The organism is Verrucomicrobiaceae bacterium (genome assembly GCA_016713035.1).
Classification (GTDB): domain Bacteria; phylum Verrucomicrobiota; class Verrucomicrobiia; order Verrucomicrobiales; family Verrucomicrobiaceae; genus Prosthecobacter.
Genome location: JADJPW010000003.1, coordinates 96,907 through 111,597, shown reverse-complemented (window position 1 = coordinate 111,597; position 14,691 = coordinate 96,907). Strand labels below are relative to the sequence as shown.

The following is a 14,691-nucleotide window of genomic DNA, read 5'->3' as shown; positions in this document are numbered from 1 at the left end:
CAGTCCGATCGTGACACTCACACCCGCTGGCGAGCCAGGAAACAGTGGCGGCACCTACCGTGACAATACGATCGACTTTGGCCTGTTGGGGCTGAGACCCACACTTTATGTCGCGGCGACGTTTGATGACAGCATTCAGGCTTTTGATACCACGACGGGTCTTTATCAAGGCGATCTCATCTCTCACTTCGGCGTCAGTCACAGCCAAGGCGACGGTGAATGGGGTGATCTGCCTTATAACATCGAACTCGGCCCAGATGGTAAATGGTATGCCTCCCACTTCGGTGCGAGCAACATCCGCCGCATCAGTGCCACAGGTGCTGATGAAGGTGCCATGCTCGATAACAGCGCAGCTGGAGTGTCCTGGATCAGTTGCTTCGCCTTTGGCCCAGATGGCAACTACTACGTCGTGGACTCCAACGGCCAGCGTGTGGTGCGCTTCCAGGGGCCGGGCGGCCCCACACCAGGAGCACCGATGGGTGCAGCTCCATACACGTTCATTTCCCAGGCAGGCATCACGGATCTGAATTTCGGCCCAGATGGCAATATTTACCTCGTGATCGAGTCGGGCACCACACGTGAGATTCGCCGTCACAGTGCCAGCACGGGGGTATTGCTCGGTACGGTCGTCACAGAGTTTGAGCTGATGAACATGGTCACTGGTGGCCAATCTCTAGCCATCATCTCCGGTATCGACATCCACGGCAGCACTCTCTACGGCGTGAATCGTGCCGATGGGGAGGTTTTCAGCATCGATCTGACAAACCCTGCCACACCGGGCGACCCGCAGCTCCTCGCCACGATCAGCAGTGCAGGGAAGGGGAGCGTCGTCACCGCAGACATCGAGTATAATCCCTCTGACGGTCATCTTTATGCCGCAGGTTATAGCTGGGGCAAGCCACTGGTCGGCGGTACTACATATACCAGCGGTGCCTTGGTGAAAATCGATCCAACACCAGCTCCTGCGGGTGTCGTCAGCATTTTCGAAGTGCCGATGCCATCGCCCCCTGGACCGAATAATCAAATCTGGCCAGGACCGCGGGATGTCGGCCTCGGGAAGACTTTTGCACCGCTGCCGGAAAGCGTGGCGATCGGCTCCCATGTCTGGAACGATGAAGACGGCGACGGCAGGCTCGATAACGGCGAAACCGGTATCCCCGGTGTGCGTGTTGAGCTCTGGAGAGATGCCAATAGCAATGTGGCCGATGGCGCGGAAGCACGCGTGGGCTGGACATTCACCAATTCACAAGGGCTCTATTATTTCAGCGGTCAGGCACCAGGTATTTACCAGATCAGGATTCCAGACACGAACTTCGGCCTTGGTCAGGCCTTGGCGAATAATGGCTTCAGCAGTCCTCCGACCAGGATCACAGACAATAACGAGGATGGCGATGACAATGGCATCCAACTCGGCGGCAATAAAACAGAAGTCGTCAGCCCGCTCATCACGCTCACTCCTGGTGATGAACCACTCGGAAATGGAGTCAGCGCGGTGGAGCGTGATGCTGGCGGTGAACTCGATGACTATGTCGTCGATGCCAACGGGAATATGACCGTGGATTTCGGCTTTGTGGAGCCTGGTGATATGGGGATCGGAAATCTCGTCTTTAATGATCTCAATGGCGATGGTAGGCCCGGAGCTGGTGAAGGTGTGAACGAGGCCACGGTAGAGCTCTACTTCTGGGGTGCTGTGCCTGGCACCGATCAGCCGCTAGCCATCACCACCACAGATGAATATGGCAAATACCTCTTCGAGGGACTGTGGACCGTGGACTACTTCGTGCACCTCCCAGCAGCTCAGTTCACCAATGGCGGTGGTTTGAGGGGCCTCTTCTCTCTGCCTGGCACCAGCCCAGGGGATGATGACGCTGGCGAAAACGGCATCGACACCACGGAACCGTGGAATACCGGCATTTCATCTGACCGCATCACCCTCACGGCGAACTCCGCGCCAGTCGATAATACGGCCAGCAACCCGACCGGCATCGAAACCGGCACGGACTACGAAGAAGACTCCGCATTGGGTGATGAGAACATCGACCTTACCGTGGACTTTGGACTGTATCGACCTGTGTCCCTGGGGAACTTGGTCTTCCGTGATAAGGACAATTCCAACTCCTACACCGATGGTGAAGGAGTGGGTGGAGTGACGGTGGATCTTTACTACAGCACACAGACCCCCGGCACGGACCCAGCCTATCGCAGCACCCAGACAGATGGAGCGGGCATTTACACGTTTAATGACCTGCTAGCGGGCACTTACGTCGTCCACATTCCTTCCAAAATGTTTGCTGAAGGGGAGCCACTGCATCGCACGGTCTCCATCCAGGAAGGACTCGTCGGAGATGATGATGTGGGCGAGGACGGCATCAATGGCGGTGATCCTGCTTTTTATGGCGTCTCCTCGCTGCCAGTGGCCATTTTCGCAGGTTCTGCTCCTACGGCGATCACTGGTGAATCAGGCGTGAATGCCGATGCGGATGACCAAAACGATGCCGCGATTGATTTGACCATCGACTTCGGATTCCAGACTCCAGTTGGACTGGGAAATTTGGTCTTTATTGATGAAGACTCCGATGGACGCTTTGATTCCTCCATTGATACACCGAAGGCTGGCGTGACTGTGGATCTCTACTCAGAGAGTCAGACTCCAGGTCTCGCCGTGCCGTTGCACACGCAGGTGACAGATGATGGCGGACGGTACTTCTTTGGCAATCTGGCACCAGGTGGCTACGTCGTTCATATCTCCGCAGAGCAGTTCCAGCGCGGCAGACCGCTGCACCGCTATATCAGCACACCAGACCCTGTCACGCCGCCTACGGAGATGCTCGATGATGACAGCGCTGGTAGTGACAATGGTATCGATACCACCGATCTACTCATTTACGGGATTCAGAGTCCTGTGATCCAGCTCCAAGCAGACGACGAACCTGTGAGTGCCGACTTCGGAGGCATCGAGAGTGGTATTGATGCAGACATTGATGTCTTCGATGATAATAACTTCGATCTGACCGTGGATTTCGGCTTCGTGAGTGCTGTGCAGAATGGCGTCGGCATCGGAAACCTTGTTTACAAAGACATGGACGGCGACGGCAAATTTGATCTGGGCGAAGGCGTGGACGATGTCGTCGTCGAGCTCTACTACGGCGCAGAGACACCTGGGCCGGGCATTTATCCGCTAGCTAGCACCACCACGACTGGTGGTGGTCTCTACCGCTTCTCGAATCTGGACGCCGGTGGCTATCTGGTGCATCTGCCACCACAGAACTTCGCCGCAGGAGCCCCTCTGGAGGGTTGGAAATCTCTCCCTGGCCATGGCGGAGACAATCGCGTGGACGACAATATCGCCGCAAGCAATGATAATGGCGTCGATAGCGACACCCTTGCTGATTCCGGTATTTCCACGGCCGCCATCACGCTGCAAGTGGACTCAGAGCCGATGAATGCCGGCCTGGAGACCGGCTACCGTGCAAACATCGATGATGTAGATGATAACAATACAGATCTGACTGTCGATTTTGGGTTCTTGCAGCCCGTGAGCGTGGGCAACGTGGTCTTCATCGACGAGGACTACAATGGCTTCTACAATGTCGATGGCGACACACCGGGCTTAGGCAAGAAAGTCACGCTCGAAATCTTCCGCTCCGACATGGACCCACTCCATGATCTGCCCTTGAGCACGACGGACACTGGCTCGTTCGGTGCTTACCGTTTCGATAATCTCGCTCCAGGCACTTACTTTATCCGCATCCCACCATCGAATTTTGCCTTTGGAGAGGCTCTTTACCAGACCTCCAGCGTTTATGGCGTGCAAGCTGGTCAGGACCCATTCATGCTCGATGATAATACCGGAGAAGATGGGATCGATGTGGGCAATCCGACGGTCACTGGGGTGCGTAGCGCTGACTTCACTCTAGCTGGTGGGGCTGCTCCGACTGGTGAGATGGAGCTCGGCCTCGATGGGGAGATGGATAATGATACGGATGACTCCGTGGACCTCACGTTGGACTTCGGATTCGTTCGTCAAGTGCGAGTGGGGAACCTTATTTTCGCAGATGATGACAATGATGGCATCATGGATGCTGGCACTGAATTGGGCATCTCTGGAGTCACGGTGCAGCTCTGGAGCAATGAGACGGCGAATGGCGTCATGTTGGCCTCCACCGTCACAAATAGCTTCGGCTTCTATTCCTTCCAGGTTGCTCCAGGTAGCTACCACATCCGTGTGCCGGGCTCGCAATTCGAACAAGGCTCCGCGCTGTATGGCAAGCAGCCATCTTCTCCGGATGGCGTGCCTGTGCCACAGAGCACCGCTGGGGATGATGATGTCGCACAGGATGGCTATGCGATGCAAAACAACCTCACGGCGAGTTATGTGCGCACGCCGGATTTTGTCGCTGTGCGCGGTGGATCACCCAGAGCCACCACGGGCGAGACCGGCTATCTCTCTGAAAATGATGACTCAGACGATGCCAATGGCGATCTCACGGTGGACCTAGGTTTCTCTCCGGTGCCTCTGACCGTGGGAAATCTCGTTTACCGTGACCTCAATGGCAATGGCACCTTCCAGAGCGGACTAGATAGTGTCCTGCCAGGAGTGGAAGTGCGTCTGCACCGTGTGGGGGATGATCCCTACGACCCAGAAACGCTGCCAGTCGATAGCATGATGACCGGCACGGATGGCACATATCGTCTCCGCACGTATGAGGCTGGTAGTTTCTTCATCTTCCTGCCAGCAACGAATTTCGTCGCAGGTGGACCACTGGCTGGTATGAGCTCCATCCAGGGCAATGGCGAAGACGATGAGATCGACGATAATGCGGACGAAAACGGCTTCGACACGGATTATGCCGATGAGCTAGGAATGTACTCCGCCACCTTCTATCTGGATCATGGTCTGGAGCCAGCAGGTGCGGCGGAAGGTGGCTATCTAGCCACCCAGGACGATGCAGCGGATACCAATGGTGATATGACGTTCGACTTTGGCTTCACTGGCGGCAGCGTTTCACAGCTCATGAGCATCGGAAACCTCGTCTATAACGATGCGAACCTCAATGGCGTGGCCGATGCGGGTGAAGGTGTGCCGAATGTGTGGATGATTCTGCGAGTGCCGAGCGCCACAGACCCATCTGGCTGGGCGATGACGCAGAACACCTACACCGACGCAGAAGGGCGCTATGCTTTCTCCAATCTGGTTCCGGGCAATTACAAAGTCCACGTCGCTGCGGACAACTTCAAAGTCATGAATGGCACACCAGGGTCACTCTATCGAAAAATGAGCCTGCGTGGAAATCACACCGCTCGAATCGACGACAACTTCGGTGAAGATGGTGTGGATGTACAAAATCCGCATCAAGTCGGCATCGATTCCGGTGTCATTGAGCTACTCGATGGCCAGGCTCCGACAGGGGCTACCGAGGGCGGCCTCTTTGGCAGCTCGGACAATGTCAGTGGCGATAATATGGCGGACCTCACCGTGGACTTTGGATTTGCGACACGCATCGGAATCGGAAATTTGGCCTTCAAAGATCTCAATGCAGATGGTGCATTCAATCCAGCTCCTAATGGAATCGACCAGAGCCTCAGCGGCATCAGCATCGAGCTGGTACACCGTGATACGGCGAGCGGAACTGATACCGTGCTTGCGAACACGCAGACCGATGTCGATGGGCATTATCTATTCTATGCGCCTCCTGCTACGGGCATTCATCGTTACTTCGTCCGTGTGCCGAAGGAGATGTTCTCCGCTACTGGTATGCTGCGGGACTTCATCCCTGCCATCAATAGCACAGGGGTAGATGACTTTGATAATCAAGACGCCCAGCCAACGGCAAATCCTGCAACGACCGGAGTGAGTTCCCCGATAGTGGCTTTTGAGCCGAATGTACAACCCACGGCAAATACGGGCGAGAATGGCGACTCTGCTGCCTCGGATGATGGCGAAGACGACGCGAACATCAATCTCACGGTCGATTTTGGCTTCAAACCGAAGACCTTCTTCGTGGGTAATATCGTGTTCCTCGACGAAAACGATAATAGCAAATACGACAACGGTGATGTCGGCGTGGGTGGAGTCACTGTGCGTCTCTACAATGCCGGCGATCCGACCTCTGCCCCACCGGTGGCGGAGACGGTCACGGCAGTCGCTGGTGGTACAGCCACTCCTGGTAGCTACTACTTCCAGGTCAGCAATGCGGGCAGCTACTACCTCTACATTCCGAAGGAAGAGTTCGCCTCAGGTGGTGATCTGCATAACCGCGTCTCCTCTGCTGGTCATGGTGCCACACAGAATGGTGGCGTGTATGATGTCATTCAGAACCTCGATGATCGATATGATGAAAACGGTCTCGATCTGGGAACACCACTTCTCGATGGGGTGCGCTCAGGAAACATCCAACTCGCCCATGGCACGCTGCCGCTCAACTCCAGCGTCACTGATCCTACCGGGGAAAATGGCATCGACAGCTTCAAGGATGATGTTTATGACGCCTCCGGCACATTGACCGTGGACTTCGGATTCCGGCCACCGCCTGCGGTGCCACTGGTCATTTCGACCACTGTTTTGCCCAATGGAGCACGCTTCACTTCTTATAATGCACAGTTCCTCGCCACCGGTGGCACGACACCGTATAGCTGGAATCTAGTCGGTTCCGGTACTCCTCCGCCAGGAGTCAATCTCAGCTCCAGTGGCCTGCTCTCTGGTACTCCGCTGGAATCTGGGAGCTTCTCCTTCGTCGTCTGCGTGCATGATTCTGCGGGGAATGTGGCAGAGTCTGCCTTCACCATCAATGTGATCGCTCCGACACTGACCATCATGCCGAGCGACGCACCAGTGTTCACCACGGGGACAACACAGAGCTTTATTTTCCAGGTGCCCGGCGGCGCTGGTGGCTTCACATGGGACATCGTATCTGGTCAGGTGCCAGGCATGTTCATGAACAGTTACGGCAACTTTTATGGCACACCGACTCAGACGGGCGTCTTCTCCATTATCGTGAGAGTGGTCAACAGCAGCGGTGCCTATGGACTCCGTGCTTACTCGATCCATGTCATTCACCCCTATCTCGCGATCACTCCGACAGTGCTACCGTTGGGCTCCATCCTCAGCACTTACAGTGCCCAATTCGCCACGAGCGGAGGCACTGCACCATACATCTGGTCTGTGCAAAACTCATCTGGCGGCAGCTCACTGCCACCTGGGCTCACTCTGAGCACCACTGGCCAAATTTTCGGCACACCACTCGTCGCGGGCACCTTCCAGTTCGCCGTGCAGGTCAATGATTCCACTGGCCGACTCGGTCGCGTGAATACGAAGATCGAGGTCAAGGCACCGACTTTCCAGGTGTATCCGGCTGTTCTGCCCACAGGCACCCAGGGATCAACCTACACCGCCCAGTTCACCGCTGGAGGAAATGGTCCGTTCACCTGGAGTGCATTGCCCGTCACCGGCTCGAATAGTCTGCCACAGGGCCTCCAGCTCTCTCCCACGACGGGGCAACTCAGTGGCGTCCCGGTCGTCTCTGGCTTGCACAGTTTCTTCATCCGTGCAGTTAGTTCCGACGGTCAATACGGCTTTACCCGTTATGAGCTGAACCTCATGCCTGCGGTCTTGAAAATCTCTCCGGTCAATCTGCCGAACTACATACCAGGAGAGCAGTATCAGCAGCAGCTCTCTGTCACTGGTGGCAATGGATCGGTGGCATGGGAACTTGTCAGTGGAACTCCACCACAGGGCATCCAACTAGATGCCACTACGGGGGCGCTGATCGGAACGAGTAGTCTGCTCGGCACCCACACCTTTGTCCTACGAGCGACCAGCGGCGCTCTCAGTGCGACGCGGACTTGCTACCTGACGGCACAGCCTTCCGCGCTCGTCATTACCTCCACCCCCACTATCCTGCCCTCGACGACGTCTGGTGCCACCTATTCAGTCAGCTTCGAGGGAGCCGGGGGCAGTGTTCCCTTAAGCTGGCAGATTGTCAGCGGCATGCAGCCTCCTGGTTTGCAGTTAACCTCAGGTGGAACCAGCACCGCCATCCTCTCTGGCACGATTTCACCGGGTGCTACCGCAGGCACTTATGAATTCGCTCTTCGTGCCACGGATACAGCAAGCAAATCCAGCACACGCTATTTCAGCATCACCATCGACCCTCCTCAATTGTATGTTTCACCGAGTGTGCTGCCGACTGCCGTCATCGGCGATGCCTACACAGCACAGCTCACCGGCACTGGTGGTAGTGGTAGCTATTCTTGGATGATCATTGGTGGCTCGTTGCCCCCAGGCATGACCTTGAATTCCGCCACGGGCTTGATCCAAGGCTCAGCCGCAGTGACAGGCACCTATCCCATTGTCCTTCGCATGCAGGATGCCACAGGTGCTTCTCGCTTGATGAATTACAGCTTCGTGGTTTCAGGACCGCTCATTAGTATCTCACTACCGACGACTCAGAGCTATGTGGGTACGGCCTTCAATGCGCAATTCATCGCAGGTGGTGGTACAGCTCCATATAGCTGGCAGCTCGTCAGCGGCACGTTGCCCTATACTTTTGATACCACGACGGGCTCCCTCAGCGGCACCACCAATACCACGGGTATCTTCCGCGTCGTCTTGCGTGCCACGGATTCCAAGGGAGCCTTTGGACTGGCCACCTACACGCTCAATGTCGGTACACCTGGGGCCCCAGCTGGTGGCAATACACAGAGAAATGTGCTCTCACCTGTCACCAGCGTGCAGGATGGGGATAGCACCGTTTCCACCGCCACCACGTTCGCTGCATGGGCTGCGGAAAATGTGCTCCACAGTCCCCTGGACGATCCAGACGCCGATTCGCGCACAAATCTGCTCGAATACGCCCTCAGCACGCCGCCACAGCATGGTCGCCACGCCGCTCACTTCCTCCTTTGCCAGAATCCATCCACAGGCGGCGTGGATGCGCATCTCATCCGTGCGCAGACCACGCTCAAAGACATTCGCTACACACTCCAGATCAGCTCAGACGCACAAGCATGGAGCACACTTTCCCTCGTGCCGCTGAATGTCCAAAACACCGATGGCACTACCACCGCAGTCTATCGCGACATAGACAGCAGGCTCGCCACCGGCCACATCCGTCTCCATATCGCACTCGATGCAGACCTCAATGGCACCCCAGAGGCCGTCACCACCAGCGCCGTCCACGCCTGGACGCGTCAAGAGATGACCGTTGGCCGTCAGACACTCTCCATGCCCTTGCTACGCTCCGCGTTCTTCATCGGTCGCGTGAAATCCGTCACTCAAAATGTCCTAGAGCTCGAAAATGGCCCTCTCGACATACTCCAGGCCATCTCGGCACATCCTGCTGCGTTGCTCGAAGTGCAGGACGGCTCCCTCTCGGGCCATATCTTCGACATCGACCTCAGCACCTCCACGGCAGAAACACTCGCACTCCGCCAGACGCCGCCAGCAGCGCTCTCCGGTGCGAGGATCGCCATCCGTCCACACTGGACACTCGGCACATTACTACCAGGGCATCATTTCCTCAGTGGCACCAGTTCCAGCACCGCAGACCGCGTGCTCTTCTATGACAGCGCTGCAAAAACCTTCCGCATCCACTGGCTGCATAGTGAAGGCGGTAGCCTGAAATGGGTGCGTGAAGGAGATGCCTCACTCAGCAGCGCAGCAGATCGCGTCATTGCACCCCAGGAGGGCATGCTCCTCCAACTCCGCGAGCAGCCCGCAGTGCTCACACTCATCGGAGAGCTCTGCCCACTCCCACGCCCAGTGCCCGCGACAGGTAGCAATGCGGTCTTCCGCGGCATCACCACACTGACGGCACGCACCCCTGCGAGCCTCCCAGCCTCCGCAGGCTGCAAATTGCGCCTTTGGAGTGGTGACACGCAGCCCGGTAGCTCAAATTATCTGAACTATCAGCTCTCCCCTGAAAGCATTTGGATCGAAGAGCTCACCTCGCGTGATGTAACTCATGAGCCTCTGCTCCAGCCTTTCCGCGCCTACTTCCTCACACCTTGAGGGAAAAGATGACGTGCCGCAGAGTCTCCCGCCATGTTACCTACTAACAGCAGGGCGATGGGCCAGACTTGACCTCATCATCAGGCGCATTGTCCACATGCAAGAAACTAGGAGCGCTAGCCACGGCGTAAGCCAACCCCATCGGGTGAAAAATGTGATGGATGAGCGGGCGGTGAGCTTGCCATGCAGTACGCCCTTCTGCATGGCGGCTAATTGCTGATGCGTAGCGCTGTTGGCATGAATCATCTGGGATACTCCTGATGACGCAGCGATCGCAAAATCACGCCGATTTTCCGCTGCACGCAGTCGAAAGAGCTGGGCGTGCTGAATGTGCTGTTTTGCGCTCCAGTGTGCCGCATCCATGGATGGCACTGCAAAAAATGTCGCTCCATCCAGCACCATGTGGCGAACCACATCCTGGAAATCGCAATCGAAGCAGATGGGCGTGCCAATTTTCCCCAAAGGCGTCTCGATGGCTTTTGCCGTAGGCCCATGCTCACCATCATCGAAAAAATGAACGGTATGCACCTTGCCGTGTTCACCGAGAACTGAGCTGCCATCGATGGTGAGGGCGGTATTTTGCCACTTCGCTCCCCCCAGCCCAGTCTGAGTGCCAAAAATCATCAGACAGTTCTCCTGCGCCGCGAAGGCATGGATTTTCGCCAAATCGCTCGAAACGCGCACATCCTTCGGGACAGCATATTCTGGCCAAAGGATCATCTGGGTTCCTGGAGGCGCATTTTGGGATAGCGCGAGGTATTCACTCAGAGGGGCCGTTTCGGCTTGGATCGCGGTGATGGCGATGTTTGGCTGGAGAAAGTCTTCTGGCTCCATAAACCATGCGAAAACGCAGCAAGCCAAAATGGATAACGCACACAACCAAGCACGATAAAGGAGTGCGGCGATCAAAGCTATAGTGGCAAGCCCCAAGCCATACACGCCAATCCAGGATACCAGTGGCCAAGGCTCCAGAGCCAGCCCCACACTCATCCAAGGAAAACGCAGTGGCATCAATTCACAGCGGATGAATTCGATCCCCGTCCATGCAAAGGCAATGAAACCTGCCATCTGCCAGCCAGAGAGGAGCCGTCTCGCAGCCCACGAGATCCATAGTGCAAATAGGGCAGGGAATAGGGCCAAAATCAGCCATAGAACCACAGCGAACACATTGAAAAGCTGCATTAGCCAAGAGAGACCTGTGGCAAACGCCGCAAGCCCCCAGAGCATGCCCCAGCGAAAGGCCTGTCCCGGAGTGCAGCCTCGCACACTCACGATAAGGCCAGCCACACCCAATAAGACAAGTTGCCGCCACCCCACGGGTGGAAAAGACCATGCATAAAGCACGGCACTGATGATTAGGATGATGAGGCGACTTACAGTGGGCATTTTAGCTGGGGCTTATTGGCTGTAAGTTGATTCCAGACCCCGCTAGCACTGCATGGTCAGACACTCATTTACTGAGCCGATAGATCGCGCCATTCCAGTCCAAGACGAGCACCTCGCCGGCTGCATCCGCGCAGAACGCTGTCGGCTTGATGAGCACGGCTGGCTTCTGCTTCGGATTATCCGCAGGAGTCTGGGGGCTGGTAAAGAGGAGATCATTGCTCATCACTTTCCCTGAAGAGTCCACTTTGAGAGCCCAGACTTTGCCCAGCACGAAGTCGCCATAAACATACGCCCCTGACAACTCGGGAAGCGCTTTACCACTGTAAACAAAACCACCTGTGATGCTCAAACCTTCGCCATGATTGTAGGCAAACACTGGATCAATCAGCTTGGCATCCGCCGGTGGAGTGTCCGTATTGAGTGAGAATGCCGCTGAACCTTCGCGATACTGCCAACCATAGTTCCCGCCTAGCGTAAGCCAATTGATCTCCTCCCACAGATCCTGACCGACATCTGCACACCATAGATGGCCATGGGCATCGAAACTGAGCCCCCATGGATTACGAATCCCATTGGCAAAAATCTGCGGGAGCGCGTTCACGCCACTGGCATACGGATTATCAGCAGGGATGCCGTATGCGCCGTGATACTCGCGGCTATTGACGTCAATACGAAGGATCTTCCCCACAAGCACGGCATTGAGCTGAGACATCTTGAGCTCGCCATTCCGCTTCGAGGTGTCACCGACCCCAATATATAGAAAACCATCTGGTCCGAGGAGGATATTACCACCGTGATGATTCCAGTTCACCAGAGGCACCTCCAAAAGCACACGCTCACTTTTCTCGTCAGCTTTATCACCAACTGCCTTCATCTCTGAAACCACAAGGCGTTTTGGTTTCTGCATCGTATAGCACAGGTAGAAAAGGCCGTTGTCTTTGAAGCTCGGGTGAAAGGCAAGGCCATTGAGTCCTTCTTCAAATAGACCATCCTTCGCTTCCATGCCTCTAGGACTCAGATCAAGGAAAGTTGGCGCTTCGCTAGCTGCTTCATCCTTTGGGAGGATCAAAACCTGTCCACGCTGAAGGGCCAAAAACAGCCTTTGTGTCCCATCAGGTGGGCTCACCACAGCAATGGGACGCTCGGTAGTTAGTTTCTCGTAAACGCGCACTAACTTGTGAGAATCTGCGCCAAAAGCAGCACCAGTGAGCAAAGCGGATAAGGCAACAGAAAGAGCCAAGAGAGGGAGAGAGCGCATAAAAGGCATAAGGCCGCATAGAAAGCCCATCGCGCCGTGGTCTTGCAGGTTTTACGATCAAATATAATGCATGGCAATATATTGTTGCGGTCACACGTGCTTTCGTACACAATCCCCAGCTATGAATGCGCACTCTCTGCCCGAAACCCCGCCTTTATCTGAAAGGGAGCTGAATCATGCAAATCGTCGTCTTCCTGATCCTGAGCAGGGTGGAGCCCATGCGCTGCCCACTGCTGATCTGGATCAAAATGGCCTCAAATGGGTGGAGGCGAAGACTTCTCTTTATCCCTACGATACGGGTTGGAAAGGCCGTAGAAGGCGGGTGCTTGGGGGCGGTGGGTTTCGATCACATTGCTATCATGTGATGTCTCGCACTTGCGGAGGGGCTGTTCATTTTGATGCGGTAGAGAAGGAGGCTCTACGGAAGATTCTCCTTCGCCTAGCGGAGTTTTCTGGGGTGCGAGTGCTGACTTATTGTGTGATGAAAAACCACTTCCATGTGCTGGCGGAGGTGCCCGAGCAAAATTCATGGGTGGGACGCTTTTCGGGCTCGGAGGGAGAGCAGCGATTGATGCGCCATCTGCGGATTCTTTATAGCAAGAGCTACGTGGATCAGTTGAAGTCAGAGCTTGCTGATTGGCGCGGACGTGGATTTGAAAAAATGGCAGACAGTAAGCTCGCTAGCATCCTTCGGCGTTTCTGTGATCTGCCGACTTTCATGAAGGAGGTGAAGGAACGCTTCAGCCGATGGTATAATAAGCGCCACAAGCGAAAAGGCACGCTTTGGATGGATCGCTTTAGGAGTGTCTTGGTCGAGGGGAAGGGGGATGCACTCCGTGCTGTGGCCGCCTATATCGATTTAAATCCTGTGCGTGCGGGCATCACGTCTGATCCAAAGGAGTATCGCTGGTGTGGTTATGCAGAAGCCTTGGCTGGAGATCCGATGATGCGCTCTGGCATATGCAGGGCAATGGGAGAGGTAGAGGATGGATGGGAACGATACTCTGTGCGGGAGAGGTATCGTGATCTGTTATTTGATGGCGGCGTTGAGGTGCGTGATTCAAAGGATAAAGTCATCCGCAAAGGTGTGCCGAGGAGGTTGGCTGAGCAGGTTCATCGGGATGGTGGAAGATTGAGTCTGCGTGAGCTTGTGGCGCAGCGAGTTCGCTATTTTAGCGATGGGGCCGCGCTTGGGGGCAGAGAGTTTGTGCAGCGTGTGTTCGAGGATTTTCGGGGGATGTTTAGCCCCCGGCGAGTTGTTGGCCCGAGGCGTATTCCCCATGTCGAGTCGCCGCTATATTCCCTTCGCACTCTGGGGAAGGGGAATGAGGGGGCGGTGGCTTAAGCTCCGTGATCGCGCACCCACTGACCAGCGCGGAGATAGAGCTCCGCTGCGCTGCGAAGCTGGAGCTTGTCTTTGATTCGAGCGCGGTAGGTTTCGATGGTAGATTCACCGAGGTGGATGGCTTGTGCGATTTCTTTGGTGCTTTTGCCTTGGCCTAGCATTTGAAACACCTCCAATTCACGATCCGCGAGGGTTTCGAGACCTGAGAGTTCTGTGCCGTGACGTCTGTTGGAGGCGGTGACTCGCTGGAGCATGCGTGAGGTGACGTGTTGACTGGCATAAACCTCGCCTTGGAGGACGCGACGCACGGCATTGACGACCTCTGAGGAGGCTTCATTTTTAGTGATGTAGCCTCTGGCTCCAGCTCGCAACGCTCTCTCGGCGTAAAGATCTTCATCGTGCATGGAGAGGATGAGTACGGCAGTATTGAGATCGTGCGCTTTGATTTCTTTGAGGAGCTCGAGCCCACTGGCTCCACCACGCAGCGTGATGTCCACGATGGCGATGTCGGGTTTTTGCGATTCGATGAGTGCCCAGGCATCTTTCACATTATCGGCTTCTCCGCAGATGGTCACTCCGAGTTCCTTTTTGAGGATTTGGCCGAGGTGCTCGCGAAACATGGGGTGATCCTCCACAAGAAGGATTCTGTGGGAGGGGTGAGATGATGGCGTCGTCATGGGAGGAGTGTAGTAT

Annotated in this window: 5 protein-coding genes; 2 read left to right on the top strand and 3 right to left on the bottom strand. The window is 55.8% G+C overall.

Annotated features, from left to right (window positions below; translation table 11 throughout):
- Positions 1-10: 10 nt before the first annotated feature.
- On the top strand, positions 11-10,009 hold the full coding sequence (locus IPK32_11655) for a putative Ig domain-containing protein (protein ID MBK8092605.1): 9,999 nt from the start codon (positions 11-13) through the stop codon (positions 10,007-10,009).
- Positions 10,010-10,045: 36 nt separating this feature from the next.
- On the opposite strand, the gene IPK32_11650 is transcribed toward IPK32_11655, so the two are convergent.
- Positions 10,046-10,843, bottom strand: a complete 798-nt coding sequence (locus IPK32_11650) for a hypothetical protein (protein MBK8092604.1) — start codon at positions 10,841-10,843, stop codon at positions 10,046-10,048.
- Positions 10,844-11,459: 616 nt separating this feature from the next.
- On the bottom strand, positions 11,460-12,566 hold the full coding sequence (locus tag IPK32_11645) for a PQQ-dependent sugar dehydrogenase (protein MBK8092603.1): 1,107 nt from the start codon (positions 12,564-12,566) through the stop codon (positions 11,460-11,462).
- 208 nt (positions 12,567-12,774) lie between these two features.
- On the opposite strand from IPK32_11645, the gene IPK32_11640 reads away from it, so the two are divergent.
- Complete coding sequence (locus IPK32_11640; protein MBK8092602.1) at positions 12,775-13,998, top strand: transposase; 1,224 nt, start codon at positions 12,775-12,777, stop codon at positions 13,996-13,998.
- On the opposite strand, the gene IPK32_11635 is transcribed toward IPK32_11640, so the two are convergent.
- Positions 13,995-14,675: a response regulator transcription factor gene (locus IPK32_11635; GenBank protein ID MBK8092601.1), complete on the bottom strand. Its 681-nt coding sequence runs from the start codon at positions 14,673-14,675 to the stop codon at positions 13,995-13,997. The genes IPK32_11640 and IPK32_11635 overlap by 4 nt on opposite strands.
- Positions 14,676-14,691: the final 16 nt, after the last annotated feature.